This window comes from Marinobacterium sp. MBR-111, from assembly GCF_040547585.1.
GTDB classification, from domain to species: domain Bacteria; phylum Pseudomonadota; class Gammaproteobacteria; order Pseudomonadales; family Balneatricaceae; genus Marinobacterium; species Marinobacterium iners.
In genome coordinates this window covers 19,956-46,233 of the sequence record NZ_JBEPQA010000013.1, presented here as the reverse complement: position 1 = coordinate 46,233, position 26,278 = coordinate 19,956, and the positions used below count along the sequence as shown (strand labels likewise).

General features: G+C 56.9%; 29 protein-coding genes. 16 read left to right on the top strand and 13 right to left on the bottom strand.

Going from position 1 to position 26,278, the window contains the following annotated elements:
• Positions 1-71 precede the first annotated feature (71 nt).
• Genes ABIE61_RS10690 through ABIE61_RS10670 form a run of 5 tightly spaced genes read right to left on the bottom strand, consistent with a single transcriptional unit; the run spans position 72 to position 3,077 of the window.
• Positions 72-374, bottom strand: a complete 303-nt coding sequence (locus ABIE61_RS10690) for an STAS domain-containing protein (RefSeq protein WP_091821715.1) — start codon at positions 372-374, stop codon at positions 72-74.
• Positions 349-1,023: an MlaC/ttg2D family ABC transporter substrate-binding protein gene (locus tag ABIE61_RS10685; protein WP_354409315.1), complete on the bottom strand. Its 675-nt coding sequence runs from the start codon at positions 1,021-1,023 to the stop codon at positions 349-351. The genes ABIE61_RS10690 and ABIE61_RS10685 overlap by 26 nt, the downstream gene beginning before the upstream one ends.
• Positions 1,020-1,478 carry an outer membrane lipid asymmetry maintenance protein MlaD gene (gene mlaD, locus ABIE61_RS10680; RefSeq protein ID WP_354409312.1) on the bottom strand — a complete coding sequence of 153 codons (459 nt, stop codon included), beginning with the start codon at positions 1,476-1,478 and terminating at the stop codon, positions 1,020-1,022. The genes ABIE61_RS10685 and mlaD overlap by 4 nt, the downstream gene beginning before the upstream one ends.
• 1 nt (position 1,479) lies before the next feature.
• Positions 1,480-2,262 carry a lipid asymmetry maintenance ABC transporter permease subunit MlaE gene (gene mlaE, locus ABIE61_RS10675; RefSeq protein ID WP_354409419.1) on the bottom strand — a complete coding sequence of 261 codons (783 nt, stop codon included), beginning with the start codon at positions 2,260-2,262 and terminating at the stop codon, positions 1,480-1,482.
• A gap of 2 nt (positions 2,263-2,264) precedes the next feature.
• Positions 2,265-3,077 carry an ATP-binding cassette domain-containing protein gene (locus ABIE61_RS10670; protein ID WP_206839346.1) on the bottom strand — a complete coding sequence of 271 codons (813 nt, stop codon included), beginning with the start codon at positions 3,075-3,077 and terminating at the stop codon, positions 2,265-2,267.
• Positions 3,078-3,280: 203 nt separating this feature from the next.
• On the opposite strand from ABIE61_RS10670, the gene ABIE61_RS10665 reads away from it, so the two are divergent.
• From ABIE61_RS10665 to yjgA, 12 genes are read left to right on the top strand one after another with little or no spacing between them, the layout of a single operon-like run.
• Complete coding sequence (locus ABIE61_RS10665; RefSeq protein ID WP_091822833.1) at positions 3,281-4,252, top strand: KpsF/GutQ family sugar-phosphate isomerase; 972 nt, start codon at positions 3,281-3,283, stop codon at positions 4,250-4,252.
• Positions 4,252-4,791: a KdsC family phosphatase gene (locus tag ABIE61_RS10660; protein WP_091821725.1), complete on the top strand. Its 540-nt coding sequence runs from the start codon at positions 4,252-4,254 to the stop codon at positions 4,789-4,791. Before ABIE61_RS10665 ends, ABIE61_RS10660 begins: the two co-directional genes overlap by 1 nt.
• Positions 4,792-5,355, top strand: coding sequence for an LPS export ABC transporter periplasmic protein LptC (gene lptC / locus ABIE61_RS10655; protein WP_354409308.1), 564 nt, complete (start codon positions 4,792-4,794; stop codon positions 5,353-5,355).
• A complete protein-coding gene (gene lptA, locus ABIE61_RS10650) occupies positions 5,345-5,857 on the top strand; it encodes a lipopolysaccharide transport periplasmic protein LptA (RefSeq protein WP_091821731.1) in 513 nt (170 codons plus the stop codon). Before lptC ends, lptA begins: the two co-directional genes overlap by 11 nt.
• Entirely contained in the window at positions 5,857-6,582 is a 726-nt protein-coding gene (gene lptB / locus ABIE61_RS10645) for an LPS export ABC transporter ATP-binding protein (protein WP_091821734.1), read from the top strand. The genes lptA and lptB overlap by 1 nt, the downstream gene beginning before the upstream one ends.
• Positions 6,583-6,633: 51 nt before the next feature.
• Positions 6,634-8,139: an RNA polymerase factor sigma-54 gene (locus ABIE61_RS10640; RefSeq protein ID WP_354409304.1), complete on the top strand. Its 1,506-nt coding sequence runs from the start codon at positions 6,634-6,636 to the stop codon at positions 8,137-8,139.
• Positions 8,140-8,190: 51 nt separating this feature from the next.
• Complete coding sequence (hpf, locus tag ABIE61_RS10635; RefSeq protein WP_091821741.1) at positions 8,191-8,481, top strand: ribosome hibernation promoting factor; 291 nt, start codon at positions 8,191-8,193, stop codon at positions 8,479-8,481.
• Positions 8,482-8,502: 21 nt separating this feature from the next.
• Complete coding sequence (locus tag ABIE61_RS10630) at positions 8,503-8,964, top strand: PTS sugar transporter subunit IIA (protein ID WP_091821745.1); 462 nt, start codon at positions 8,503-8,505, stop codon at positions 8,962-8,964.
• A 1-nt stretch (position 8,965) separates the two neighbouring features.
• Positions 8,966-9,850, top strand: coding sequence for an RNase adapter RapZ (gene rapZ, locus ABIE61_RS10625; RefSeq protein ID WP_354409300.1), 885 nt, complete (start codon positions 8,966-8,968; stop codon positions 9,848-9,850).
• Positions 9,843-10,112, top strand: a complete 270-nt coding sequence (locus tag ABIE61_RS10620) for an HPr family phosphocarrier protein (protein ID WP_354409297.1) — start codon at positions 9,843-9,845, stop codon at positions 10,110-10,112. Before rapZ ends, ABIE61_RS10620 begins: the two co-directional genes overlap by 8 nt.
• 53 nt (positions 10,113-10,165) lie before the next feature.
• The gene (mgtE, locus tag ABIE61_RS10615; RefSeq protein ID WP_091821753.1) at positions 10,166-11,515 is read left to right on the top strand and encodes a magnesium transporter; all 1,350 of its coding nucleotides are present in this window, start codon (positions 10,166-10,168) and stop codon (positions 11,513-11,515) included.
• Between the two features lie 11 nt (positions 11,516-11,526).
• Positions 11,527-12,045 carry a ribosome biogenesis factor YjgA gene (yjgA, locus tag ABIE61_RS10610; RefSeq protein WP_091821756.1) on the top strand — a complete coding sequence of 173 codons (519 nt, stop codon included), beginning with the start codon at positions 11,527-11,529 and terminating at the stop codon, positions 12,043-12,045.
• A 5-nt stretch (positions 12,046-12,050) separates the two neighbouring features.
• Here the strand turns inward: yjgA and ABIE61_RS10605 are convergent, their stop codons facing one another.
• Genes ABIE61_RS10605 through ABIE61_RS10580 form a run of 6 tightly spaced genes read right to left on the bottom strand, consistent with a single transcriptional unit; the run spans position 12,051 to position 20,172 of the window.
• Complete coding sequence (locus ABIE61_RS10605; protein ID WP_354409292.1) at positions 12,051-15,626, bottom strand: YhdP family phospholipid transporter; 3,576 nt, start codon at positions 15,624-15,626, stop codon at positions 12,051-12,053.
• A gap of 12 nt (positions 15,627-15,638) precedes the next feature.
• Positions 15,639-17,111, bottom strand: a complete 1,473-nt coding sequence (gene rng / locus ABIE61_RS10600) for a ribonuclease G (protein ID WP_091821762.1) — start codon at positions 17,109-17,111, stop codon at positions 15,639-15,641.
• A 34-nt stretch (positions 17,112-17,145) separates the two neighbouring features.
• On the bottom strand, positions 17,146-17,727 hold the full coding sequence (locus ABIE61_RS10595; protein ID WP_206839321.1) for a Maf family protein: 582 nt from the start codon (positions 17,725-17,727) through the stop codon (positions 17,146-17,148).
• Between the two features lie 7 nt (positions 17,728-17,734).
• Positions 17,735-18,220: a rod shape-determining protein MreD gene (gene mreD / locus ABIE61_RS10590; protein ID WP_091821768.1), complete on the bottom strand. Its 486-nt coding sequence runs from the start codon at positions 18,218-18,220 to the stop codon at positions 17,735-17,737.
• Positions 18,213-19,085, bottom strand: coding sequence for a rod shape-determining protein MreC (gene mreC / locus ABIE61_RS10585; RefSeq protein ID WP_242530091.1), 873 nt, complete (start codon positions 19,083-19,085; stop codon positions 18,213-18,215). Before mreC ends, mreD begins: the two co-directional genes overlap by 8 nt.
• Before the next feature lie 49 nt (positions 19,086-19,134).
• A complete protein-coding gene (locus ABIE61_RS10580; protein WP_091821774.1) occupies positions 19,135-20,172 on the bottom strand; it encodes a rod shape-determining protein in 1,038 nt (345 codons plus the stop codon).
• Between the two features lie 211 nt (positions 20,173-20,383).
• On the opposite strand from ABIE61_RS10580, the gene gatC reads away from it, so the two are divergent.
• Genes gatC through gatB form a run of 3 tightly spaced genes read left to right on the top strand, consistent with a single transcriptional unit; the run spans position 20,384 to position 23,613 of the window.
• Positions 20,384-20,671, top strand: coding sequence for an Asp-tRNA(Asn)/Glu-tRNA(Gln) amidotransferase subunit GatC (gene gatC, locus ABIE61_RS10575; RefSeq protein ID WP_091821777.1), 288 nt, complete (start codon positions 20,384-20,386; stop codon positions 20,669-20,671).
• A 27-nt stretch (positions 20,672-20,698) separates the two neighbouring features.
• Positions 20,699-22,156, top strand: coding sequence for an Asp-tRNA(Asn)/Glu-tRNA(Gln) amidotransferase subunit GatA (gene gatA, locus ABIE61_RS10570; RefSeq protein ID WP_354409287.1), 1,458 nt, complete (start codon positions 20,699-20,701; stop codon positions 22,154-22,156).
• A gap of 2 nt (positions 22,157-22,158) precedes the next feature.
• Positions 22,159-23,613 carry an Asp-tRNA(Asn)/Glu-tRNA(Gln) amidotransferase subunit GatB gene (gene gatB, locus ABIE61_RS10565; RefSeq protein WP_354409284.1) on the top strand — a complete coding sequence of 485 codons (1,455 nt, stop codon included), beginning with the start codon at positions 22,159-22,161 and terminating at the stop codon, positions 23,611-23,613.
• A gap of 144 nt (positions 23,614-23,757) precedes the next feature.
• Here gatB and ABIE61_RS10560 read toward each other — a convergent pair whose 3' ends face one another.
• Positions 23,758-24,438 carry a phosphoglycolate phosphatase gene (locus ABIE61_RS10560; protein ID WP_354409281.1) on the bottom strand — a complete coding sequence of 227 codons (681 nt, stop codon included), beginning with the start codon at positions 24,436-24,438 and terminating at the stop codon, positions 23,758-23,760.
• Positions 24,438-25,112: a ribulose-phosphate 3-epimerase gene (gene rpe / locus ABIE61_RS10555; RefSeq protein ID WP_354409278.1), complete on the bottom strand. Its 675-nt coding sequence runs from the start codon at positions 25,110-25,112 to the stop codon at positions 24,438-24,440. The genes ABIE61_RS10560 and rpe overlap by 1 nt, the downstream gene beginning before the upstream one ends.
• Between rpe and ABIE61_RS10550 the strand changes: the two genes are divergently transcribed.
• Entirely contained in the window at positions 25,099-26,277 is a 1,179-nt protein-coding gene (locus ABIE61_RS10550) for a DUF3530 family protein (RefSeq protein WP_354409275.1), read from the top strand. The genes rpe and ABIE61_RS10550 overlap by 14 nt on opposite strands.
• Position 26,278 lies beyond the last annotated feature (1 nt).

Here is a 26,278-nt window from a genome sequence, read left to right as displayed (position 1 = left end):
CTGCAACGTGGTCTGTACTCTTAAAACTGGCGCTGATGATAACGAAAAGGGGGACAAAAGGCGATTGACCCTCAGCGCCGCACACCCTCAAGCCCGACCAACTCGGCAATCGAACAAAGATCTTGCGGCGGACTTTCCAATATCAGATTGACCCCTCTGCGTTTCGCTTCACGCTGGCACACCAGCCAAAGCGACAGCGCCGAGCTGTCGACGCGCCCCACGGCCTCCAGATTCAGTCGACGCTCCCCCTCGCGGGCAAAGAGTTCCTGCAGCAACGGCTCGCGCAGCGCCGGAACGGTCTGGAACGTCAAGTCACCGGAGACCCGGATAACGCCGTCGTTGCTGGTATCAAGCTTCGCTACTGTCAGTTTCATCCTGCCCGCCCGGCTGCTCCTTCAGGTTGACATCCTGCATCTGGTCAGCCCATGCCTCGATTGTGGCTGACATGGACCGGTTACGCTCATACAGATCAGCAAACTGATTACGGAAGGTGATACGCAGATTGATGCCATCCACCATCACGTTCACCAGCGTCCAACGATCCTGCTGACGCAACATGTAGTAGACCAGTGTGTAGGTCTGACCATTAGCGGCCTGCATATTGACGCTCACGACCTGTTTGTCAGGCTCGGGGCTTTCAGAGTCCGGAACCTGCATGTCGTAGTTACGCAACTCAAAGCCGGAAATCGATTTGGCATAGGTGCGCAGCAGGGTTGTCTTGAACACATCCGCAAAGCGATCACGCTCCTCATCAGATGCACGACGGAAATACTTGCCCATGACTTGACGCGCGATGTAGGGGAAATCAACCACCGGCGAGATGATGGTTTCGATTTCGCCCATCATCTTTTCGATGTTCTCTTCTCCGGTCAGGGCATCATTGTCCATCAACGCCAGCATGTCTCGGGTAGCGCTGTCGATTACAGCACTGGCCTCATTCCAGCTGCCCTCTGCCACCGCCGGCTGAATCACCAGCACCAGCAATGCAACCAGGGCATTCCTGCAGACTTTAACCATCATCATTCACCCACCTTGTTGAACAAGAACTTGCCGATCAGCTCTTCAAGCACTAAAGCCGATTGTGTATCTTCAATGTAATCACCGTCGCCAAGCACTTCTACATCCGCGCCCGGCACAACACCGATATATTGCTCACCCAAAAGTCCAGCCGTCAGAATACTGGCCGAACTGTCAGTAGTGAGGTAATCAACTTCGTTGAAAATCTCCATCTCGACTTCAGCCATCAACATGCGTGTATCAATACGGATCGCGGTCACCTTGCCGATCTGAACACCAGACATCGATACCTTGGCCCTTGGGGTCAGGCCACCTATGTTTTCAAAACGAGCATATATCTTGTACCCCTTACCCTGTTCAGACAGGTTCAGACCACTGACGTTCAACGCCAGCACAAGCAGGGCGGCGATACCCGCCAGCATGAACGCTCCCACACCGATTTCTACGGTTCTCATGCGCATTTCAGAGTTCTCCAAACATCAAAGCTGTCAGTACAAAATCGAGCCCCAGCACCGCCAGCGACGAGTACACAACCGTACGGGTCGTTGCCTGACTGATTCCTTCCGAGGTAGGGATACAGTCGTATCCCTGGAATACCGCTATCCAGGTCACCACCAGACCAAAACAAACGGCCTTGATAACGCCGTTGACAACATCATCGTAAAAACTGACCGACTGCTGCATGTTGGCCCAGAAAGAGCCTTCATAAATGCCCAACCAATCTACGGCGACCAGAGAGCCGCCCCAGATGCCCACAACGGCAAAGATCATGGCCAGCAATGGCATGCAGATGAACCCGGCCCACAGGCGTGGTGCGACAATACGGCGCAACGGGTCAACCCCGATCATCTCAAGACTGGCAAGCTGTTCGGTGGCCTTCATCAGACCGATTTCCGCTGTCAGTGCCGAACCTGCCCGACCGGCAAACAGCAGAGCCGCCACTACCGGTGCCAGTTCGCGTACCAGGCTCAGCGCAACCATCTGGCCAACCGCCTGTTCTGATCCGTAATCGACCAGGATGGTATAGCCCTGCAGCCCCAGCACCATGCCGATAAAGCCGCCGGATACGACGATAATCACCAGTGACAGCACCCCGACAAACCAGATCTGCTTGAGCACCAGTGGCAACATCACCAACGGCTGCGGCCTGGCCACCAGGGACTGGAACAAAACTTGGCTCGCCCGCCCAAGCGCCGCAAGTCTCGACAGGGACCGATGGCCCAGCCGCTGCAACATATTCAGCATCATTACCGTGTTTCTCCCAGCAGGTCCTGCATATAGTCCGGCGCCTTGTAATGGAACGGCACGGGTCCATCGGGCAGCCCCTGCATGAACTGGCGCACTTTGTCGGAATCCACATCGGCCAGTTCCTTCGGGGTGCCGCTGGCAATAACCTTGGCATCCGAAAGGATGTATATATAGTCCGCGATCCCGAGGGTCTCCTTGATATCGTGCGACACAATGATACTGGTATGCCCCAGCGCCTGATTAAGCCTGCGAATCAGGTTTACCAACACACCCATCGCAATAGGATCCTGCCCGGTAAAAGGTTCGTCATACATTACGATATCCGGATCCAGTGAGATGGCGCGCGCCAGGGCAACGCGACGCGCCATACCACCTGACAACTCACTTGGCATCAGTTCACGTGCTCCCCGCAGCCCTACCGCCTGCAGTTTCATAAGCACGATATCTCGGATCATTTCTTCGGGAAGATCGGTATGCACTCGCAGCGGAAAAGCCACGTTTTCAAACACATCCATGTCGGTAAAAAGCGCTCCGCTCTGGAACAGCATCCCCATGCGTTCGCGCACCTCGAACAGTTCACGCCGGCCCAGAGTCGGAATATTAAGATCATCCAGCAGAATATCGCCACGATCAGGGCGCAGCTGGCCACCGATCAACTTGAGCAAAGTTGTTTTGCCGGTACCGGACGGCCCCATGATAGCCGTCACTTTGCCGCGTGGTATTTTGATATCCACGCCATCAAAAATTGGCCGATCGCCACGGGAGAAACTCAATCCGCGGATATCAATAATGGCATCGCTTTCAGGCTTCATAGCGTCAGCATGGCTCCAGCTTCCGTTCAGATTCAGGCCTCTGTGACGGGCCCGCAATCCATACACAAAGGTGGGCAATATACCACAGCGACGGTTAAACTTGAACGTCTTCCTCAGGCTTGTCAGACATGCGTTAGGCGCCCCGGCCACTCTGGGGTAGAATGCCGTTTTTGGCAGACACAACTGATCAGGTGATACCGACCATGACTCAAAGCGACTACCTCCGATCCGGCCAGCAGACCATCCGCCTGGAACTGGAGGCGGTACAGGAGTTGCTGAACCACCTTGACGAGCATTTCAGCCAGGCCTGTAATCTGATGTTCAATTGCAAGGGTCGTGTCATTGTGACAGGTATGGGCAAGTCTGGGCACATCGGCAACAAGATAGCCGCCACCCTCGCCAGTACCGGCACTCCGTCGTTTTTCGTTCACCCTGGCGAAGCCAGTCACGGTGATCTCGGCATGTTTACCGGCAACGATGTCGTGCTGGCCCTGTCCAACTCAGGCGAAACCGCTGAACTCATTACCATTCTGCCGCTGATCAAACGAATGGGAGCCCCCATGATCAGCATTACGGCGAATGCCGATTCCACCCTCGCGCACAGCGCGGATGTCAATCTGCACATCCCCGTCGATCGTGAAGCCTGTCCACTGGGGCTTGCTCCAACTTCCAGTACAACGGCACAGCTGGTATTGGGTGATGCATTGGCCATTGCGCTGCTCGAAGCCCGCGGCTTCAGCAGCGAAGACTTTGCCTTCTCACACCCAGGTGGCAGTCTTGGCCGACGGTTATTGCTGAAAGTCGACGACATCATGCACACCGGTGAGGACATTCCTCAGGTCCAGGCCAGCACCTCGGTGCGTGAAGCACTGCTGGAAGTCACACGTAAACGCTTGGGCATGACGGCCGTGACCGATCCACAGGGTAAATTGCTGGGTGTCTTTACTGACGGTGACTTGCGCCGCACACTGGATCAGGAGATCAACCTCGCCAGCACACCCATTGCTGACGTGATGACAACCGAATGCACACGTGTATCTCCCGGCATTCTGGCCGCCGAAGCCCTCAGCCTGATGCAGCAGCGCAAAATCAACGCATTGTTGGTAGTTGACGAGCATGATCGGCCGGTCGGCGCCCTCAACATGCATGACATGCTGAAAGCGGGAGTCATCTGATGCATCTGGACAATTTTCCCACCTCATTGCGTGAGGCACTGAGTAATATCCGCCTGGCAGTGTTCGATGTCGACGGCATTCTGACAGATGGCCGCCTCAACTTTCTGGCTGATGGCCGCGAAGTCAAAAGCTTTCACACCCTCGACGGCCTCGGTATCAAGCTGCTGCATCGCTGTGGCATCGAGACGGCCATCATCACGGGGCGCCGTTCGCCCCAGGTGGAGCAGCGAGCTGAAGCGTTGGGCATCACCTATCTGCGCCAGGGACGAGAAGACAAACTGGTCGCACTGGATGAACTGTGGCAAACCAGTCGACACAGCGCCGCCGATACCGCCTATATCGGAGACGACCTGCCCGACCTTGCCGCCATTCGCGCCTGCGCCTTTGGCGCCTGTGTACCCAACGGTCACCCACTGGTGCGCAAAGAGGCGGATTGGTGCAGCAGTGCCGCTGGAGGCAAGGGAGCCGCACGGGAGTTTTGCGAGTTGATTCTGGCCGCACAGGGTAAACTCAGCGCCATCTACGACGAGTACCGCTGAATGCTGCAAAGTCGACTGAGACTCTCCATCGCCTTGATCCTGCTGCTGGTGCCCCTGCTCTGGTGGGGGTTTGCCTCTACCCGGCTGAACGACGAGCCTTTACTGGACAAGGGTGCCGCTCGGATCGACTTTTTCGTCCGCGAGGCCCGGATCACGCGCTGGAACCAAAGCGGCGAAATGGCACAGGCACTGAGTTCTCCTCTGATGCGCCACTACCCTGAGCCAGGTGAGATGCTGCTGGACAACCCAACCACCCTAATACCCCGCGAGCAGAGTGGTGAGTTCCGTATTTTGGCACAGGAAGGCCGTATGCCCGACTCACAGGAACGCATAGTACTTGCAGGGGATGTACAGCTTCATGATAATCCGCCTTCAGGCAGTGCCAGCGAGATGCTGACCGAGCGACTGACACTCTACCCTCCACGCGACTATGCCCACACAGACCTGCCAGTCAGGGTAATACGCGGCCTGGACCATATGGAAAGCCAAGGCATGGAGGTCTTTTTTGACGAACAGCGGGTTGAGCTGCTGTCCGAGGTAAAAGGTACATACCATGCGAATTAACCGCCCTGTGTTGCTGACCACCCTGCTGCTGAGCCTGTCCGCCAGCGTGCAGGCACTGCCCGAGGATCGCAATCAGCCAATCAACGTCTCGGCTGACCGCGCCAGCATGAATGAGCGTACCGGTATCACCGTATACACAGGCGATGTGGAAATAATTCAGGGCAGCATGGAAATTCGTGGTGAGCGCGTTGAACTGCACCGTGCAGCTGACGGCAGCATTGACCGCATTATCTCCACCGGCAAGCCGGCCAGATTTCAGCAGCAGCCATCTGCCGATCAGCCCCTGACCAAGGCCTACGGTGAAAGGATGGAGTACCGGGTCAAGCAACAAGAGGTTACCATCACCGAAAATGCACGCGTCGATCAGTCCAAGGATACCTTCACCGGAGAGCGGATCGTTTACAATATGGCGCGTGCGGTGGTGAACGCTTTCGGCAGCGACCGCGAGGGCGGCGAACGGGTCAAAATGGTGATTCAGCCCAAGCCGACGGGGACCAACTGATGGCGACACTGGAAGCCTTGCACCTTGCCAAAAGCTACAAGGGGCGCCAGGTGGTACAGGATGTATCCCTGCAGATGGAAACGGGCCAGATCGTTGGTCTGCTGGGACCCAACGGTGCCGGCAAGACCACCTGCTTTTATATGATCGTGGGGCTTATCCACGCCGACCGGGGACAAATCCGACTGCACCAGGACGACGTTACCCGCCTGCCCATGCATGAGCGCGCTCGCCGCGGTATCGGCTATCTGCCTCAGGAAGCTTCGGTGTTTCGGAAGCTGAGCGTACATGACAACCTGATGGCCATTCTGGAAACTCGCAAGGAGCTGAACACCTCGGATCGTAAGGCATTGCTGGAGCAGCTGCTGGAAGAGTTCCACATTACTCACCTGCGCAATAGTCTGGGTATGGCCCTGTCTGGCGGAGAGCGTCGACGTGTTGAAATCGCACGGGCCTTGGCAACCGAGCCTGACTTTATCCTGCTGGACGAACCCTTTGCCGGCGTTGATCCAATCTCGGTCAGCGATATCAAACAAACCATTCGCCACCTACAGTCTCGCGGCATTGGCATTCTGATCACCGATCATAACGTGCGCGAGACACTCGACATCTGCGAACGAGCATATATCGTAAGTGAAGGGGGGATACTCGCACAGGGCACACCGGCCGAGATCCTGGCTAACGAACAGGTTCGCCGTGCCTATCTGGGCGAGCAGTTTTCCCTTTGATCCTGAGTCGTCAATCATGTACATCCACTCCGTCCACCTGGCAGCTCTGATATGAAGCAATCGTTACAACTCAAGATCGGCCAGCATCTGACGATGACACCCCAGTTGCAACAAGCAATACGTCTGCTGCAACTGTCAACGCTGGACCTGCAGCAGGAGATCCAGGAAGCCCTGGAGAGCAACCCACTGCTGGAAGTCGAGGAGGAACTGGACAGCGCCGAAGAGACCCAGACTGAAGCCCGTGATGATCGTCACGACGCCTCTGCCGACAGCCTCTCTAACGACACCGCTGACGAGGACAGCTGGGACGAAAACGCACTGGAAGAGCGCTGGAATGATGAAATCCCTCGTGAGCTGTCCACCGACAGCAACTGGGATGATACCTTCCAGCACCAGAGTACACCCGGTCCTGCCCGTGATGATGACTGGGAACCCGGTGATAACGATTCGGCCGAAGACAGCCTTCAGGATCACCTGCTGTGGCAGCTCAACCTGACCCCCATGAGTGACCCTGACCGTATGGTCGCCATGGCCCTTATCGATGCTGTCGATCCGGATGGCTATCTACGCACGGACGTAGATGAAGTTCTGGAACACTTCACCCGGAGCGAACCCCAGCTGTTTGCAGATGCCGAGCCTGAAGAGATTGAAACGGTACTGCACCGCCTGCAACAGTTTGACCCGCCCGGTGTCTGCGCACGAGACCTGAGCGAATGTCTGCAGATACAGCTGCGCCAGCTGCCTGAAAACACTCCGATGCTGAAAGAGGCATTACGCCTGGTACGCGATCACCTGGGTCTGCTCGGCAATCATGACTATCGTACCTTGATGCGCCGCATGCGCCTGAAGGAAGAGGCCCTGCAACAGATCATCAGTCTGATCCAGTCGCTTAATCCAAAACCGGGCACCAGCATCAGCAGTGAACAGTCAGAGTACGTTATACCCGACGTCGTGGTGCGCAAGGTGCGGGGGCAGTGGAATGTAAGCCTCAACTCAGAGGCATCCCCCAAGCTGCGTATCAATACCGACTATGCTGATCTTATAAGACGGGCCGACAACAGCGCTGACAACACCTATCTGAAAAACCATCTACAGGAAGCGCGCTGGTTTCTGAAGAGCCTGCTGAGTCGCAACGAAACCCTGCTCAAGGTCGCCACCGAGATCGTGGCCCGCCAGATCGATTTTTTCGAGGAAGGTGAAGAGGGTATGAAGCCGATGGTTCTGCATGACATCGCTGAAGCCGTAGAGATGCACGAATCAACCATTTCCCGTGTCACTACCCAGAAATACATGCATACGCCCCGAGGCATCTTCGAGCTGAAGTATTTTTTCTCCAGCCATGTGAGCACGTCAGACGGAGGCGCTGCCTCCTCTACCGCCATTCGTGCCTTGATCAAGAAGCTGATCAGCGCGGAGAATACCGCAAAACCACTCAGTGATAACAAGATAGCCGACCTGCTGAAAGAGCAAGGATTTAACGTAGCCAGACGCACAGTGGCAAAATATCGTGAAGCGATGAACATTCCGCCTTCTAATGAGCGCAAGCGTCTGGTTTAATGAGACTACAGGCACGCCGGAAGAACGTGCTTTATGACGAGGAGAAAACCTATGCAGATCAACATCACTGGCCATCACGTCGAACTGACTGACGCCCTGAACGAATATGTACGTACCAAGTTCGACCGACTGGAACGCCACTTCGATAACATCACCAATGTACAGGTCACCCTCAGTGTCGAGAAGCTGCGCCAGAAGGCCGAAGCCGATATCCACCTGGCCGGCGGTGAAGTATTCGCAGCGCATGAGCATGATGACATGTATGCTGCAATTGATGGCATGGTGGACAAGCTTGACCGCCAGATCATCAAGCACAAAGAAAAACTCAAATCCCACAAATAACCGGTAGCAGCACGTCACGACATGCAACTATCAGAACTGCTGACCTCATCCCGTACACTCTGCCACGTCGATGTGGTCAGCAAAAAGCGAGCGCTTGAGCTCGCCAGCCAGACTATCGCCGAGCAGCTGGACGGCATGGCCGCTGAAGATATCTTCAGCGGCCTGATCAACCGAGAACGCCTTGGCAGCACCGGTATCGGTGAAGGCGTTGCCATTCCTCATTGCAGAATTCCAGGTGTTACAACAGCCATCGGATTACTGATGACGCTGTCCAGCCCGATTGACTTCGATGCCATCGACAACCGTCCAGTCGACCTGATCTGCTTCCTGCTGGTTCCCGAAGACGGCGCTGAAGAGCACCTGCAGACACTGGCAGGGTTGGCAGAGCTGTTCAACGACTCCAGCACCCGTGAATCACTGCGCAGCTGCGAAGATTCCTCAAGCCTGCTGGATCGCGTCCAAACTCTCTGCAGAGGCGCCTGACATGCGACTGGTCGTCATCAGCGGCCGCTCCGGCTCAGGCAAAAGCACCGCCCTGCAGGCACTGGAAGATGTCGGTTTCTACTGCATCGACAACCTGCCGGCCCTGCTTCTGCCCGAGCTGATCCGACTGATGCTGGCTGAGGAAAACCCTAATCGAGAAATTGCCGTCAGCATTGATGCTCGCAACCTTCTGAGCAACCTGAAACAGTTCCCCAGTGTGATGTGCACTCTGCGTGAACAGTCCAAGCTGAGCACCGAAACCCTGTTTCTTGATGCTGGTGAAGCTACTCTGCTGCGACGCTATAACGCAACCCGGCGGCGTCACCCACTCACCGATAAACAACAGAGCCTGCAGCAAGCAATTCGAACCGAACGCAGCCTGCTCGAGCCCATCGCCAATCTCGCTGATCTGCGCATCGATACTACGCGGCTATCACTTTATGAGCTGCGTGACGAAGTCAAACTGCGTGTTGCCGGGCGCAGTGAACAGGTTCTGTCACTGCAGTTTGAGTCATTTGGCTTCAAGCATGGCGTACCGCTCGATGCCGATTTCACCTTCGATGTACGGGCCTTGCCCAATCCCTACTGGGTCCCTGAATTGCGCCGTCATACCGGCCTCGACACCGAGGTGATCGAGTTTCTGCGCCAGTCGCCCGAGGTCACCGAGATGGTGAACGACATACAGGCCTTCGTAAGCAAGTGGCTGCCTCAGTTCCAGGCCAATAACCGCAGCTACATCACAATCGGAATTGGCTGCACCGGAGGCCAACACCGCTCGGTCTATATTGCCGAGCAACTGGCTGGTTATTTCCGCGGGCATATGGATAATGTGCAGGTGCTACACCGAGAACTGAGTCAGCCTGCCGCAGGACCACACCATGATTGAAACGCGACTGACCATTATCAACAAGCTGGGCCTGCACGCCCGCGCCGCTGCCAAGCTGGTCACGCTGGCCAATCAGTTCAATGCCAACATCCGCATCAACAAGGATGGCCGCGAAGTGGATGGCAAGAGCATCATGTCCGTGATGATGCTGGCCGCCAGCAAAGGTACTGAAATCGCGCTTGTCGCTGAAGGGGATGATGCCCCTGAGGCGCTTGATGCCATCACCGCATTGATCAACAATCGCTTTGACGAGCCCGAATAAGATCGCGCTCCCCCTTTCTCCGGACAAGCGCCCACCTCCGATCGAGATCCGCCATGAGTCAGCAGGAAACCAAATCCAACCTGGAAGCATTGAGCGCCGCGCTTGAGGTCGGTGAACTGCAGCAATTGAGGTTCATGCTCAACAAGGGGCTAAAGCCGGTTGAAGTGGCGCACCTGCTGGAAAAGACACCTCCTCGCGAGCGCCAGATTCTGTGGAACCTGCTCAACCAGGAGCTGGAAGGTGAGGTATTGCAGTACCTGGGGGACGATGCCCAGACCGAAATCCTGAGCCGCATGGAGGCTTCAGAAGTACTCGCCATTACCGAGTCGCTGGAAACGGACGACATGGCTGACATCCTGCAGCAGCTGCCCGAACGGGTCATGAAGGAGCTGCTGCAGATCATGGACCAGCAGAATCGTGAGCGGGTCGAGGAAGTACTGGCGTACCCGGAGGATACCGCCGGCGGTCTGATGAACACGGATACAGTGACTATCAGACCCGACATCAATGTGGAAACGGTACTGCGCTATTTGCGCCGCCACAAAGATATCCCGGAAATGACTGACACCCTGTTCGTTGTGAGCCGCAAGGACTCCTACATTGGTGTACTGCCACTGACCCGCTTGCTCACGGCAGATCCCGGCGTACTGGTGCGTGAAATCATGCAAACCGATGTAGAGCCGATTCCGGCCGACATGCCGGATGAAAGCGTCGCCCGCCTGTTCGAACAACTGGACCTGATCTCGGCCCCAGTAGTCAATGAAGAGGGCCGCCTGCTGGGCCGTATCACCATTGATGACGTAGTCGATGTCATCCGCGAAGATGCTGATCACTCACTGATGAGCATGGCCGGCCTTGATGACGACGAAGATACCTTTGCGCCGATCATGAAAACCACCCGCCGGCGTGCAGTCTGGCTTGGTATCAACCTGATAACCGCCTTTGCGGCATCCGCGGTCATCGGTCTTTTTGAGGCCACGATTGATAAAGTTGTCGCGCTGGCCGTACTGATGCCGATTGTTGCCTCTATGGGGGGCATCGCCGGCAGCCAGACACTGACACTGGTGATCCGCGGTCAGGCCCTGGGGCATATCGAGCGCTCCAATATCGGCTGGCTGTTCAACCGAGAGCTGGTGGTAGGGCTGTTGAACGGGATGCTTTGGGCATTGGTCGTTGCCGTAGTGGCTGTACTCTGGTTTCAGGACATGACGGTTGGTATCGTGATCGCCATGGCATTGGTAATCAACCTGATTGCCGGCGCCATGGCCGGCACCCTGCTGCCAACGATATTAAAATCAATGGGTATAGACCCTGCGCTGGCCGGAGGCGTCCTGCTGACAACCATCACTGACGTGGTGGGCTTTTTCGCCTTTCTGGGACTGGCGACCCTGTTTTTTGCCTGATGGAAACTGTTATGAGCGATTTTGACCACCTGCAGCATGATGACGAAGAACAGCTGCCGCCAAGCAAGTCCCAGCTCAAACGTGATGCAGATGAGCTACAGAATTTGGGTCAGCGGATGACTGAACTGCGCCCGGACCAGCGAGAGAAACTGCCGATTGATGACCGCCTGCGTGCCGCACTGGATGAATACAGTCGCATAAAGGCCAATGGAGCCAAGCGACGCCACCTGCAATTCATTGGCAAACTGATGCGTACAGCGGACGCGGACGCAATCCGCGAAGTGGTTGACCGCTTCGACTCCGCTACGGCAGCCCACAACCAGCTGTTTCATGAGCTGGAGCGCTGGCGTGAACGCTTGATCAGCGAAGACAACGAAACGCTGCAAAGTTTTATCGCTGCCCACCCGGGAGCGGATATTCAACACTTGCGCCAGCTGGTACGCAATGCCAAGCGCGAACGCCAGCTGGAGAAGCCTCCCGTGAATGCGCGCAAACTGTTCAAGTATATTCGCGAGCTAAACGAAGTCTGACAGACTCAGTCACCGGAGCCAGTCAATAGCTCGAGCTCCGGATTTTCCCAGCTACCACTGAGTCGATAGCGCAGTGTCGAGAAGCGCTCCAGCCGATCGCCAATCAATTTATCGATCACGAATACAGCACCGGCTACTTGGGGCGCTCCAAGCAATACTGCTGCCAACGGCACATTACTGCTGATTGGCAAGGCCACCTCGACCTCCTTGTCCAGAGTACCTTCGGCCAGATTCACCTGCCCCTGAATACTCATATTGGCAGACGGACCCGCCATGACCAGAGGCTCAACGGTGGCAGCAACCCCCTGCTGCAGCCGGTAATGTCCATCCAGACGATCAAAGCTGACCCCTTTCTTCAACAGATCGCTGAAATCGAGTCGAAGTCGACGCGCCAGTGAGTTGAAGTTCAGTATCCCGAAAACCCGCAGCAGATTGGTGCTTTCAGCCGTTTCTATCAGACGCCCCTCTCGGGTCGAGAACTGCAGCTCGCCATTCAGGCGATCCAGTTTTACGTCCCAGGGTGCACCTTTCCAGTTGAGCTGCAACAATGATTCCACCTGGCTTGTTTCAAGTATACGACCATAGTGCCAGCGCTCAAGCAGCGCACCGATATCATCCCCCACCAGCCTTAGCGTCAGCTCAGTTTGCTGCTCTTCCTGCTGGCTCCAATGTGCCTCACCACGCAATATGAGTTGATCCAGGTAGGCCTCCAGTGAAGATATGCGGGTACCTCGCTCATCCGGACGCAGACTGAAACGCCAGTCACCCAGTACCTTTTCACCCAACCAGAGTGAATCCACTCTGACATCGGCTGCAGGCAGGCGCGTACGCCCCAACAACTGTGGATAGAAATCGTCCCTTTCCACCGCGGCTTCGGTCTCGAGCACTTCATCCTGCATCAGTGCATTCAGCTGCAACCGCTCAAGATGGATCTTCAGCGGCTCATCCGCATGCGGCAGTAACACCTTACCCTGCAGGTCAGCACCTCTGATTTCAACCCCAAGCCCGGAAGCCTCGTTTGCGCCGCGGAGTTTAATGGTTTCGGCCGTTGTACCGACGCGCGCAAGTTCCAACTCAACTTCCTGTATCTGAACCGGCGTACTCAAATTCAATTTCAGGTTCAGAGGTGCTGCGACCTCTGCCGGCTTGAACAGGACACCGGGCAACGGCAGCTCCACCCCAACCAGATTGCTGCTTAGCTCAAGGCTCGGACACGTGGTATCAGCACAGAGCAGCAGCTCCCCCTGCCAGTGGGCCGCACCCGTCACCATATCCAGAAGTGGCTGTTCCAGCCAACGGTTCAGGGCCTTCAGGTCAGTCTGCCCCTGCAGACTGACGCTCACTCTATCACGCTCGGTAGTCACGCTGGCGCTGACCGGGCCTCCCCATGCCCTCGCGTGGATATCTCGGGCACTGAAGCCACGGGCATTGGTATACGTGAAGTGTCCTTCGACATCATCCAGCTCAAGCCCGAGAGCCTGTGAACCAAAACGCCCCTTGTGGAGATCCACGGCAACACGTACATCGGGTGGTTGATCTTCAACAAGCGGAATGCTCAGTCCCAGCCGGGTGTCAGCTTGCCCTTCCAGCTGCCATCGCTGCAGCTCTTGCCCCACTAGATTGGCCAGTGGAGTGGTTTTGAGTACCTGGTCGATATCACTGGCCGGACCATCCAGCAGAGTTTCAATCTCCAACTGTCGACTGCCCGGTGGCAGGTAAGCCCAGCCAGAGGAGATATCGCTGTCGAGAAGTGTAGCCCGGTTGATATTGATCGCCAGCCCCTGATCCTTTACAAGTACAAACAGATCACCCTGCTCAATGGCTGGCCAGCCCGGCTGATAATCCAGCCGTGCATCCTCGATATCAAAAAACAGCTGGACCACAGGGGTCGAGCTCTTGCCAAGAGATCGAGTACCGGTTCTGAGTAACATGCCTGCCTGACGCAACCGCCCTGCCTTGACCGCACGTTCAAGCCAGCTGTACAGGCCGGTGCCTACCTCTTTTTCAGGGGTATAGAGTGGTGCCTGACTGCCGTCACTGTCTGTCATCCCGATCATCAGGATCAGGTCAGCCTGCTGTTCAGGATCAAAGGGCAGATCAATACTGAAACGCCCCGCTGCATTGGTCTGCTGATTATGCAGCTGCAGTTGTTCGCCGCTGACCCTGATGCCAGCCTCATCCCTCTGCCAGCGGATTTCACCACTGGCTTGCTCATAGCTCCAGCCCTGTGGATAAAGCTCAGGGAAGTGCATATCAAAGGTCTGGCTATCAAGCCGGATCAAGCCAGCATCGAGGTTGGCAAGCAGCTCCCCACTGACACCCTCCAGTGCCGGAGCACCGTGCCAGCCATTGACCCCAACCTCGTCAAGCTCTGCGCTCAGGGTCAGATCACTCCAGTTACCATCAACGGGTTTTTTGAGCCTCAACTGTCGCAACACGCCTCGGGGCTTCAACTGCTGCAGCAGCTTGACAAAATTTGGGGCGATACCATCTGCAATACCAAGCCAGGTTTCGGTTGCTGTAAGATCCAGCTCCGATATGAAGGCGTGCCTGAAATCAAGTTGCCGCTCTTGCCAGCCAAAATCAGCTACCAGCAGGGGCAAGGTCAACTGCGCCTGTTCATGCACCAGGGTAATCGGCTGTAACTGAAGCTGGTATCCCTGATCATTCTGTAGCAACGCCGCTGTAAAGCGCCCCGCCTGAGGTTGAGATAGAGCAGGATCAGTTAACTGCAGCTGTTCAAAGCCAACTTCAGCCTGCAGACTTTGCAATTGCTGATTACGAACATCGGCCCAAAGCTCCAGGTCCAGATCCAGCGCCGCCAGCTCAGGCTCAAGCTCAAGCATTTGAAACAGCTCCGGCCCCAGATCCTCGACCTGTAGATAAAAACGGTAGCGGGCCTTGAGTGGGTCCGAAGTTGCCAGATCGGTTTCAATCGCAAAATGCACGCCCGCATCGGCGCCCAGTTCCGGCATACGGAACAGGCCACTCAGGCGATGTTCCTGAGGGGCGTTCTCCAGCTCCAGATCAGCCGGAGTAATAACAAGCGGCCCCCCCTGCTCCGGTATCAGAGTAATGTGGACATCCCGAATGACTGCATAGGGCTGACGGACCAGCAAACCAACCAGCTGTTCCCAGGCGGATGGCGACACCCCCTGATCTTGCCTGCCGGGCGCAGCACCCGGACGATGCAGCCAATGCCCTTCGCGCTGGTGCCAGCGCAGATCTACACCCTCAACTTCAAAGCGTTGAAAGATCGGCATTCCCTCCAGCAAGGAAGCAAGCAGATCCAGCTCAACTTCAAGCCTGTCAATCTGCAGCCTGCCGCCAGCACCGGGATCATCGGCAGAAGTGCTTGCCGAAATACCCTGAACCTCCATTACCGGATAGGCATAGCGCCAACTGCCCTGCATACTGCCAAGCTGTACCGGAAGCGCCAGTACTTCACTGAGCCAGCGTTCAGCCTGCGGACGAAAGCGATCCGCAGACTCCAGCGCCAGCCTCGCAGCCGTCAGCAGCAATGCCAACAACAGCAACAGCAGCAAAAAAAACCACCAGGCACGACTCAAATGACGACGCATCGACGCTCCGTATCAGCGCAGTACAACATCAAACTGTTCCGGGGTATACATCGGCTCAACCTGGAACCGTACCGTCTTGCCGATAAAGGCCTCCAGCTCTGCCACATGGTCAGACACCTCATCCAGCAGGTGATCCACCACCGACTGTGCTGCCAGTACCAAATAGGTCTCGGTGTCATACGCCCGATGCTGGCGCAGGATTTCACGGAAAATTTCGTAGCACACCGTCTCTGGCGTTTTCAGTGAACCCCGCCCCTGACAGTGACTGCAGGGCTCACACAGCACCTGCTCCAGGCTTTCACGCGTGCGCTTGCGGGTCATCTCAACCAGACCCAGCTCTGACACACCGGTCACCTTGCATTTGGCGTGATCCTTCTCCAACACCCGCTCAAGGGTGCGCAATACCTGGCGTTGGTGGTCGGGGTCTTCCATATCGATAAAGTCGATGATGATAATGCCGCCCAGGTTACGCAGGCGTAACTGACGACCGATGGCTGTAGCCGCTTCAAGATTGGTTTTGAAGATGGTTTCTTCGAGGTTGCGATGGCCCACAAATGCGCCCGTGTTCACATCTACCGTTGTCATCGCCTCGGTCTGATCAAAAATCAGATAACCACCGGACTTGAGTTCGACCTTGCGCCCCAGTGCCTTCTGCATCTCTTCTTCAACATTGAACATATCGAAAATGGGACGCTCGCCAGGGTAATACTCCAGCTTTTCCTCGATTTCGGGTACGAGTGCCTGAACGAATTCCTGTGCACGCTGAAAGGTTTCGCGTGAGTCGATTCGGATCCGTTCAACACCGGCATGTGCCATGTCTCGCAAGGCACGCATATTCAGCGGCAGATCCTCATACACGATGGCAGGCGGCTTGACCTGCTTGATTTTGTATCGAATGGATTCCCACAGACGTCGCAGGAACTGCAGATCACTCTCCAGTTCAACCTCAGTCACACCTTCTGCCACAGTGCGCAGGATCACACCCCATTCCGGGGTGGCGGTTGCCTCTGTCTGCATCAATCCTTGCATCTGGTTGCGCAGACGTTCTCGCTCCTGCGGATCTTCTATGCGTTGCGAAATTCCGATGTGAGTACTGCCAGGCATTAAGACCAGATAGCGCGACGGAATAGAGATATGAGTGGTCAGACGCGCACCCTTGGTCCCGATTGGGTCCTTGGTCACCTGTACCAGCAACCCCTGCCCTTCACGCAGCACCTGCGAGATAGAGGTCGAATTACGCTGCTCAGCCGGCAGGCTCTGATCCACCACTTCATCTACATGAATAAACGCGGCACGCTCAAGACCGATATCGATAAACGCCGCCTGCATGCCGGGCAACACGCGGGCAACCTTGCCCATATAGATATTACCGACGATACCACGCCGCTTGGCACGCTCCACGTAGATCTCCTGGGGCATACCGTTTTCGATCACTGCCACGCGCGTTTCCATTGGCGTGAAGTTAATCAGGATCTCCTCACCCATCCTCTGTGTCCTCGATCAGCTGATTCTTTATAGTTCAGTTTGGCTGCCATACCGGGATATCAAACTTCTGCAGCATTGCAGCCGTTTCCATCAACGGCAAGCCCACAACGGCCGAATAACTGCCATTGATGCTTTTGACAAACACCGCCCCCAACCCCTGTATGCCATAGGCACCGGCTTTGTCGCAAGGCTCACCGGTACGCCAGTACTGGCGACAACGCGCATCATCCAGCTCAATGAACTCCACATCCGTTCCTACACAGCAGACTTCGATTATCCCCTCTGCGGCCAACGCTACAGCGGTCAACACCTGATGGCGCCTGCCAGACAGCTGCATCAACATTGTCACAGCCTCATCCTCATTGGCAGGTTTGGCCAGAATATGATCATCTATGGCTACGGTAGTATCAGAACCCAACACCACCGAATCGCCACCCGCCTGTTCCAGTCCAGCCAATGCCTTCTCTTGTGCCAGGCGAGTCACATATTCACGAGCGGACTCCTGCTGCAGAGGATCTTCACAGATATCAACGGGACGACAGTCGAAATGGACGCCGATCTGCTCAAGCAGTTCACGTCGGCGCGGGGAGGCTGAAGCCAGAATCAGATGTGGCATAACAGTTTCACTGTATGTAGAAGGTGTGACGAACGGCCCGCAGCAGCAGGTACAGCCAGGGCCAGACCAGCGCGCTGACCAGCGATGGCAGCAGAAACAGTAATGACTCGCCCGTGGTGCCGGTAACACTTTGCATCCAGTGAAACAGCAGCTGATTGATACCCACCAGCACCAGTACCATCAGAGACTGCTGCCAGAGCGGGAACATGCGCAGGCGCTTGTACAATACCAGCACCAGAAAGGCGATCAATGTCAGTGACAGGGCGCTGAGGCCAAGCACGCTGCCACGCACCACATCCAGCAGAATGCCGAGCATAAAGGCACTGCCGAGACCCACCCGGTGTGGCAAGGCCATAACCCAGTAGATCAGCATCAGCACGACCCATTCAGGCCGAGCCCATACCAGCAGGTCCGGCAGCGGCATCTGGCTCAGCACCAGCCCTACCAGAAAAGTGGCAAAGATGATTAAACCTCCGCCACGCACCTCACTCATCCGCAACCTCTTCCTGCGGGGCGGGCAGCGCCGGATGATACTCGACCAGTAACAGGTGGCGGCTGCGGTCCAGTCGCGCCGATGGCTCCGCTTTCACCAGCGTGAAGGGGCGTCCCGGATCGCGGATCACTTCCGTCACTCGGGCAACAGGATAGCCGCGCGGAAAACGTCCACCCAAACCAGAGGTCAGCAGCAGATCATCCACACGAATGTCAGCCGTATCGGGCACATGCTCCAGCTCCAGTTCGTTCAAGACGCCCTTGCCAAGCGCAATGCCACGGTAGCCATTTCGATTGACTTCAACAGGAACCGCAGAGCGGGCATCCGTCACCAGCATAACCCGGCTGGTATAGTGCGCCAGCGATACCACTTGCCCCATGACACCACCGGCATCCAGTACCGGCTCGCCAATAAAGACGCCGTCTTCCGAGCCGCGATTGAGGATTACTTCATGCTGAAAGGGGTCAGGGTTTACGCCTATGAGCTCCGCCAGACGAGTGGGTGCCTCTACGCGCTCACCGGCGCTGAGCAGCTCACGCAGGCGAATATTCTCGGCTGTCAGTGCTGCCATTTGCTGCACTTTGCGCTCCAGTACCAGCGCCTCCGCTTTCATGCTCTGGTTTTCACGCACAAGACTGGCACGCTCCACCACCACATCTGACAGGCTGTCAGCTAGCCGGGATGGTATATCCACCACCCACTGCAATGGTGTTACAACAAGGGAAAGCCAGGCACGACCTTCCTTCATTTTGGGCCAGTTGAGGTCAGCCACCATCAGCAGCACAGCCAGAAACACCAGCAACAGAAACAGTCGACGCGGTGAACCGCCACGGAAGATCGGTTTAATAACCCACCTCCCGAACAACCGGGCGCAGGCGGCCGAGGTTACTCAACAGTTGCCACTGCACCCGCTGTCACTCGTAGGTCAGCAGTTCAAAGGAGTGCTTATCCAGCATTTCGAGGGCCTTGCCGCCGCCACGGGCAACACAGGTCAGCGGATCTTCCGCCACAATTACCGGCAGACCGGTTTCTTCGCTGACCAGACGGTCGATATTGCGCAGCAATGCACCACCGCCGGTGAGCACAATACCGTGTTCAGCAATATCAGCGGCCAGCTCAGGCGGGCATTGTTCCAGGGCACTCTTGACCGACTGCACGATGGCAGACAGTGGCTCCTGAAGCGCTTCCAAAATTTCGTTGCTGTTGAGCGTAAAGCTGCGGGGAATACCCTCTGCCAGATTACGACCACGCACATCGATTTCGAGAATTTCGCTGGAAGGGTAAGCCGTGCCCACCTCCTGCTTGATGCGCTCGGCGGTGGCGTCACCGATCAGGCTGCCGTAGTTGCGACGCACATAGGTCACAATTGCTTCGTCAAAACGGTCACCACCGACGCGCACAGATTCCGCGTACACAATGCCGTTAAGGGAGATCACGGCAATCTCAGTAGTACCACCACCGATATCAACCACCATGGAGCCGCTGGCTTCTTCAACCGGCAGACCCGCGCCGATCGCCGCCGCCATTGGCTCTTCAATCAGATAAACTTCACGAGCACCGGCACCGATAGCGGATTCCTTGATGGCGCGACGTTCAACCTGAGTCGACTTGCAGGGCACACACACCAGCACTCGTGGGCTGGGGGTCATGAAGCTGTTGTCATGTACCTTACTGATAAAGTACTGCAGCATTTTTTCAGTGACATGGAAGTCGGCGATCACGCCGTCTTTCATAGGCCGGATGGCGGTAATGTTACCCGGAGTACGACCCAGCATGCGCTTGGCATCAGACCCCACCGCTGCCACGGATTTCTGGTTGCCGTTGACACGAATGGCGACCACCGAAGGCTCGTTCAGCACAATGTCCTTGTCACGGACGTAAATCAACGTATTGGCGGTGCCCAGATCGATGGACAGATCGCTGGAGAACAGGCCTCGAATTTTCTTAAACATGATGACGTGGTTACCCTGAAATTGCCTGACAGGCCTTACCGAACTGGCCGCATTTCTGAAAGCACACAACTCTAACAACGGCAGGGATTTTGGGCAAGGTTCAAACATGTTATCTTATGCGCCATTCACCCTTTCCAAACCCTACTGTTGCGAGGCCTGAGTATTCAGCCGCCCTTAAGCCAACAGACTGATCAGAGCGAGAAGCGGACCTATGTCACTGGACCGATCCGATGTGGAACAGATTGCACATCTGGCACGGCTGCAGATCGATGCGGCCGATATCGACGGCTACAGCCAATCCCTCAACAGTATTCTGGGCCTGGTTGACCAGATGCAGGCCACCTGCACTGAAGGCGTCGAGCCGCTGGCGCATCCACTGGATGCCGTTCAGCGCCTGCGTCGTGACGAAGTCACCGAGCCCAACCAGCGCGAAGCCCTGCAGGCCATCGCACCGGCCACAGAAGCCGGACTGTTTCTGGTTCCCAGAGTGATTGAGTAATGCCTACGGCAGCAAGGATTACCGATAATGTTTGAATTGACACTGGCTGAACTGGCCCGCGGGCTGGAAAACGGCGACTTCAGCAGTACCGAACTGACACAGGCCTACCTGCAGCGCATCAAGTCGCTGGATGGCCAATACAACGCATTCATCACCGTTACCGAAGAGCAGGCACTTGCGCAAGCCAAGGCCGCCGATGAGGCACGTGCCGCTGGCAAAGCCGGTGCGCTCTGCGGTCTGCCGATCGCGCACAAGGACCTGTTCTGTACCCAGGGCGTGCGCACCTCCAGCGCATCCAAAATGCTGGACAACTTTATCTCTCCCTACGACGCCACCATCGTCAGCCGTCTGAAAAACGCCGGCAGCGTGATGCTCGGCAAACTGAACATGGATGAGTTCGCCATGGGCTCCTCCAACGAGAGCAGTTTCTACGGCGCCGTACGTAACCCCTGGGATACCGACCGTGTACCCGGTGGTTCCTCGGGTGGCTCCGCTGCTGCTGTTGCGGCACGATTAACGCCAGCTGCGACCGGTTCCGATACTGGCGGTTCCATCCGTCAGCCTGCTGCTCTGTGTGGCATCACCGGCATCAAGCCGACCTACGGCCGCGTCTCGCGCTACGGCATGATCGCCTTTGCCTCCTCACTGGATCAGGCAGGCCCCATGGCGCAGACCGCCGAAGACTGTGCCATGATCCTCAACGCCATGGCCGGTTTCGACCCTCTGGACTCCACCAGCGCCGAGCGTGACACCGAGGACTACACCTCCGCGCTGAACCAGCCGCTGGCAGGGCTGAAGATCGGTCTGCCCAAGGAGTATTTCTCCGCCGCACTGGATTCAGGCGTCGCTGAACAGGTGCGCAATGCCGTCGCCGAGTTCGAGAAGCTGGGCGCGACCGTGAAAGAGGTCAGCCTGCCCAACACCGAGCTGTGCATTCCGGCCTATTACATTCTGGCCCCGGCCGAAGCTTCCTCCAACCTGTCCCGCTTTGATGGCGTACGCTATGGCTACCGCTGCGACAACCCGGTGGATCTGGAAGACCTGTACAAGCGCAGCCGTGGCGAAGGTTTCGGCACCGAGGTCAAGCGCCGCATCATGGTGGGTGCTTACGCGCTTTCTGCCGGTTACTACGATGCCTACTACCGCAAGGCACAGCAGATCCGTCGCATGATCCAGCAGGATTTCGTCAATGCGCTCAACGACGTCGATGTCATCATGGGTCCGACCACACCGCATCCGGCCTTCAAACTGGGAGAAAAGAACAGCGACCCAGTTTCCATGTACATGGAAGATATCTTCACCCTGTCACTGAACCTGGCCGGCCTGCCGGGCATCTCCATCCCCTGCGGTCAAACCCAGGGCCTGCCGGTGGGCCTGCAGATCATCGGCAACTACTTTGCCGAGTCCAAGCTGCTCAACGTGGCGCACCAGTTCCAGCAGGCAACTGACTGGCATAAACAGATTCCGGCCGGAGTGGAGGTGTAAGCATGGAATGGGAAGTTGTTATCGGACTGGAAATCCACGTCCAGCTGTCGACCAAAACCAAGATTTTCTCCGGCGCCAGCACCGCCTTTGGTGCCGAGCCCAACACTCAGGCCTGCGCCGTTGACCTGGCACTGCCAGGCACCCTGCCGGTATTCAACGAGAACGCCCTGCGGATGGCGGTGATGTTTGGCCTTGCGGTCAACGCCGAGATCGGCAAGCGTTCGGTGTTCGAGCGCAAGAACTACTTCTACCCGGACCTGCCCAAGGGCTATCAGACCACCCAGCTGGCCGAGCCGATCGTTGGCCCGGGCTTCATCGACATTGAGACCGATGACGGCGCACAGCGCCGCGTGCGTATCCACCACGCCCACCTGGAAGAGGATGCAGGCAAGTCCCTGCACGAAGACTTCCACGGCATGTCCGGCATCGACCTGAACCGCGCTGGCACCCCGCTGGTGGAGATTGTCTCCGAACCGGACATGCGCACCTCCAAGGAAGCGGCGGCCTACGCGCGCAAGATCCACGCCATCGTCACCACTCTCGGCATCTGCGACGGCAACATGGCCGAAGGCTCCATGCGCTGCGACTGCAACGTCTCCATCCGCCCGAAGGGCCAGGAAGAGCTTGGCACTCGCACCGAGCTGAAAAACATCAACTCCTTCCGCTTCATCGAGCGCGCCATCGACACCGAAGTGGCGCGCCAGATCGATCTGATCGAAGACGGCGGCCGCGTGGTACAGGAAACCCGCCTGTACGATCCGGACAAGAACGAAACCCGCAGCATGCGCTCCAAGGAAGAAGCCAACGACTACCGTTACTTCCCCTGCCCTGACCTGCTGCCGGTCATTATCGATGACAGCTATATCGATGCGATCCGCGAAACCCTGCCGGAACTGCCGGATGCCCGTCGCGAGCGCTTCATCAGCGAGTACAGCCTGTCCGAGTACGATGCAGGTGTGCTGTCAGCCTACCGTCCGCAGGCCGACTACTACGAGCAGGTAGTCAAACTGTCCGGCGATACCAAGCTGGCAGCCAACTGGGTGATGGGTGAACTGGCCAAATTCCTTAACCAGAACGACACCGACATCAAAGACAGCCCGGTTTCTGCCGAGCAGCTCGGCGGCCTGCTGGTACGCATCAAGGACAACACCATCTCCGGCAACATTGCCAAGAAGGTGTTCGAGCTGATGTGGAGCAAGGGCGGCAGCGCCGATGAGATCATCGAAGCCGAAGGCCTGAAGCAGGTCACCGACACCGGCGCCATCGAGAAGATCGTTGACGAAGTGATAGCCAATGCCGACAAGCAGGTGGAGCAGTACAAAGCCGCCGAACCGGACAAGCGCGGCAAGATGATTGGCTTCTTTATGGGACAGGTGATGAAGGCTACGGGCGGCAAGGCCAACCCGGGCGCCGTCACCGGCATCCTGAAGCAGAAGCTGGATGCGCTCTGCGACTAAGCTGACGTCAGCGGAAGGTCGAGCAGCGCTTTACGGACAGTCTGCGGCCAGGACGGCCGCAGTCGAGCCTACAGGGATGTATTTACTGCGTATCCGGAAAGCGCTGAACGACCAGCCCAAGCTCGGTTCAATGCTTGAGCAGACTCACATCAACTCAGTAAAACTGTCCACAACCCGATCCGGCGAGCAGTTCTCCACCGACTCACCGTGGTTGTAACCGTAGCTGACACAAACCACCGGGCAGCCGGCGGCGCGGGCGGCCAACACATCGTTGCGCGAATCCCCCAGCATCAGTGCCTGTTCAGGCTGACAACCCAGGGTTTCCATCACCACCCGCAGCGGCAGCGGATCAGGCTTCTTCACCGGCAGACTGTCACCGCCTAATACCTGATCAAAGTAATGATCAATTTTCAGCGCCTGCAGCAGCGGCGTGGTAAATGCCATCGGCTTGTTGGTCACCACCGCCATGAGCACACCGGCGTGCTGCAGATGCAACAGCACTTCTTCAACACCCGGATAGAGTTTGCTGTAGCGCCCATTACTCTGGGTATAGGCCGACAGGAACACCTCGAACGCCGCCTGAAACAGTTCCGGCTCGATGGCATCATCCGCCGGATACATCTCGCCCGTGAGTGCACGCATCACCAAAACCGGTGCGCCGTTGCCGACCCACTGGCGCACCTTGTCCTCACCAGCCGGCTCACGCCCCAGCGCCTGCAGCATGTTATCCACAGCGGCCGTCAGGTCCAGCGCACTGTCCACCAGCGTGCCATCCAGGTCGAACATCACACAGGCGGGCAACTCGCCATTGAACAGACTGCGCATCAGCCCGCGACCTTCGCCAGTTCGTCGCGCATCTGCGCAATCGTCGCTGCGTAGTCATCGGTATTGAAAATGGCGGAACCGGCGACAAAGGTGTCAGCACCGGCAGCCGCAATCTCGGCAATATTACCGATACCCACGCCACCGTCCACTTCCAGACGGATATCAAAGCCACTCTCATCGATGCGCTGGCGCACCTGACGCAGCTTGTCTAATGTAGCCGGAATAAACTTCTGGCCGCCAAAACCGGGGTTAACCGACATCAGCAGGATCATGTCCACCTTATCCATTACATGATCCAGATAGTGCAGCGGAGTGGCCGGGTTGAACACCAGACCGGACTGGCAGCCGCCATCACGGATCATCTGCAGCGAACGGTCGATATGCTCGGAGGCCTCGGGATGGAAGGTAATGTAGGAGGCACCGGCCTTGATAAACTCGCTGATCATGTGATCCACCGGCTTCACCATCAGATGCACATCGATCGGCGCTTCGATGCCGAAATCTCGCAGCGCCTTGCACACCATCGGGCCGATGGTCAGATTGGGCACGTAGTGGTTGTCCATGACATCAAAGTGGACAATGTCCGCACCGGCTGCCAGTACGTGTTCAACCTCTTCCCCCAGACGGGCAAAATCGGCGGAGAGAATGGAAGGAGCAATCTTGAAATCGGCCATGGGAACTCGTTCGTTGGTTAACAATGCGTCTATTGTACCCAAGCTGCCGATGCTATTCAGCACCCGCACCAGTAATCCGCTTGCGGCCATGCAAGTCAGCCTCGATAATCAGACCATGCCTATTTATTTGAAGCTCATCACATTCATGCTCGGTACTCTGATCCCCTTCGCCTTTGCGCAAGCGCAAACAGAGACCCCGGGCGATGATACTGCCCCTGCACGCCATGCGGCGGGTAGTCTTGATGAGGCTGAGCTACTGCTCCTGCAACTTGAAGCGAATGCAGAACTGATCTCCCTGGAGCTGGAAGAGACTGCCTTTTTTTTGATTTTCCGTCCGGGTGTTGCCCCTGTTCCAGTTGGCAATTTGGTGATCATGCCGGATACAGGTGTTGGCGCAGGCTGGGCCGAGCAAGGTACGGCCATCAGCCGTTATCTTTCGGCGCATGGCTGGAATACTCTGATATTACAGCCCCCAAGCCCTCCCAACCCTGCTCTGCCCAAGCGCACGCTGCCAAGCATGCGGGCGATTAGGGCCGGCACAACGCCAGACACACCACCCACTCCCCAGACTGAAACTGAACCAACGCAACCCGGATCAGAAGACACGGCCGAAGCAACACCCGAGATGCCTTTCGCTGATCAGGTACGCCAGCGACTGTCCCTGGCACGGACTGAGTTACAGCAGAGAAGCCATGAGGACACCGAAATTAACGCAATATTAGGCATAGGCAGCAGTGCCCCCTGGGCGGCAGCCCTTGCAGCCGAGCTGGGGGAGGAATGGGATCTGGTGATGATCAATCCGCGTCCGAGTGAAGCCTCCGAAGCCAGCCTGACTGAACTGTTGCCACGGATTAAAGGCAGAATTATTGATCTATATTACCTGCCACTGCCCGGCTACCCGGAAGCCGCACCTGACGCGCAACTGCGTCGCCAACTGGCCATTCGCACGGAGATGCTCGACTATCATCAAAGCCGACTGCCCGGTGTATTCAGAGGCTGGCAGCACGAAATGCCACAGCTGGTACGTCAACTGCGCGGCATCATGGAGCGGATACTGCTGACCGAGCCGAAAGTGCCGGAGTCAAAACAGTTACCAGCACCCGAAACCCAGACCGCGCCGGGCATGCGCAACCCACGCCCGGCGAGCGGCCCCGGAGCGGTATGAG

Coding starts and splice junctions, on each gene's coding strand:
- mgtE (WP_091821753.1), top strand. CDS start 10,166: ATGAGTCAGCAGGAAACCAAATCCAACCTGGAAGCATTGAGCGCCGCG.
- lptB (WP_091821734.1), top strand. CDS start 5,857: ATGGCGACACTGGAAGCCTTGCACCTTGCCAAAAGCTACAAGGGGCGC.
- ABIE61_RS10665 (WP_091822833.1), top strand. CDS start 3,281: ATGACTCAAAGCGACTACCTCCGATCCGGCCAGCAGACCATCCGCCTG.
- ABIE61_RS10620 (WP_354409297.1), top strand. CDS start 9,843: ATGATTGAAACGCGACTGACCATTATCAACAAGCTGGGCCTGCACGCC.
- ABIE61_RS10670 (WP_206839346.1), bottom strand. CDS start 3,077: ATGAAGCCTGAAAGCGATGCCATTATTGATATCCGCGGATTGAGTTTC.
- ABIE61_RS10560 (WP_354409281.1), bottom strand. CDS start 24,438: ATGCGCAGTCTGTTCAATGGCGAGTTGCCCGCCTGTGTGATGTTCGAC.
- lptC (WP_354409308.1), top strand. CDS start 4,792: ATGCTGCAAAGTCGACTGAGACTCTCCATCGCCTTGATCCTGCTGCTG.
- gatB (WP_354409284.1), top strand. CDS start 22,159: ATGGAATGGGAAGTTGTTATCGGACTGGAAATCCACGTCCAGCTGTCG.
- ABIE61_RS10690 (WP_091821715.1), bottom strand. CDS start 374: ATGAAACTGACAGTAGCGAAGCTTGATACCAGCAACGACGGCGTTATC.
- lptA (WP_091821731.1), top strand. CDS start 5,345: ATGCGAATTAACCGCCCTGTGTTGCTGACCACCCTGCTGCTGAGCCTG.
- rng (WP_091821762.1), bottom strand. CDS start 17,111: ATGGGTGAGGAGATCCTGATTAACTTCACGCCAATGGAAACGCGCGTG.
- gatC (WP_091821777.1), top strand. CDS start 20,384: ATGTCACTGGACCGATCCGATGTGGAACAGATTGCACATCTGGCACGG.
- mlaE (WP_354409419.1), bottom strand. CDS start 2,262: ATGCTGAATATGTTGCAGCGGCTGGGCCATCGGTCCCTGTCGAGACTT.
- mlaD (WP_354409312.1), bottom strand. CDS start 1,478: ATGCGCATGAGAACCGTAGAAATCGGTGTGGGAGCGTTCATGCTGGCG.
- ABIE61_RS10595 (WP_206839321.1), bottom strand. CDS start 17,727: ATGCCACATCTGATTCTGGCTTCAGCCTCCCCGCGCCGACGTGAACTG.
- ABIE61_RS10685 (WP_354409315.1), bottom strand. CDS start 1,023: ATGATGATGGTTAAAGTCTGCAGGAATGCCCTGGTTGCATTGCTGGTG.
- rpe (WP_354409278.1), bottom strand. CDS start 25,112: ATGGCCGATTTCAAGATTGCTCCTTCCATTCTCTCCGCCGATTTTGCC.
- ABIE61_RS10580 (WP_091821774.1), bottom strand. CDS start 20,172: ATGTTTAAGAAAATTCGAGGCCTGTTCTCCAGCGATCTGTCCATCGAT.
- yjgA (WP_091821756.1), top strand. CDS start 11,527: ATGAGCGATTTTGACCACCTGCAGCATGATGACGAAGAACAGCTGCCG.
- ABIE61_RS10640 (WP_354409304.1), top strand. CDS start 6,634: ATGAAGCAATCGTTACAACTCAAGATCGGCCAGCATCTGACGATGACA.
- ABIE61_RS10605 (WP_354409292.1), bottom strand. CDS start 15,626: ATGCGTCGTCATTTGAGTCGTGCCTGGTGGTTTTTTTTGCTGCTGTTG.
- ABIE61_RS10660 (WP_091821725.1), top strand. CDS start 4,252: ATGCATCTGGACAATTTTCCCACCTCATTGCGTGAGGCACTGAGTAAT.
- rapZ (WP_354409300.1), top strand. CDS start 8,966: ATGCGACTGGTCGTCATCAGCGGCCGCTCCGGCTCAGGCAAAAGCACC.
- hpf (WP_091821741.1), top strand. CDS start 8,191: ATGCAGATCAACATCACTGGCCATCACGTCGAACTGACTGACGCCCTG.
- ABIE61_RS10630 (WP_091821745.1), top strand. CDS start 8,503: ATGCAACTATCAGAACTGCTGACCTCATCCCGTACACTCTGCCACGTC.
- gatA (WP_354409287.1), top strand. CDS start 20,699: ATGTTTGAATTGACACTGGCTGAACTGGCCCGCGGGCTGGAAAACGGC.
- mreD (WP_091821768.1), bottom strand. CDS start 18,220: ATGAGTGAGGTGCGTGGCGGAGGTTTAATCATCTTTGCCACTTTTCTG.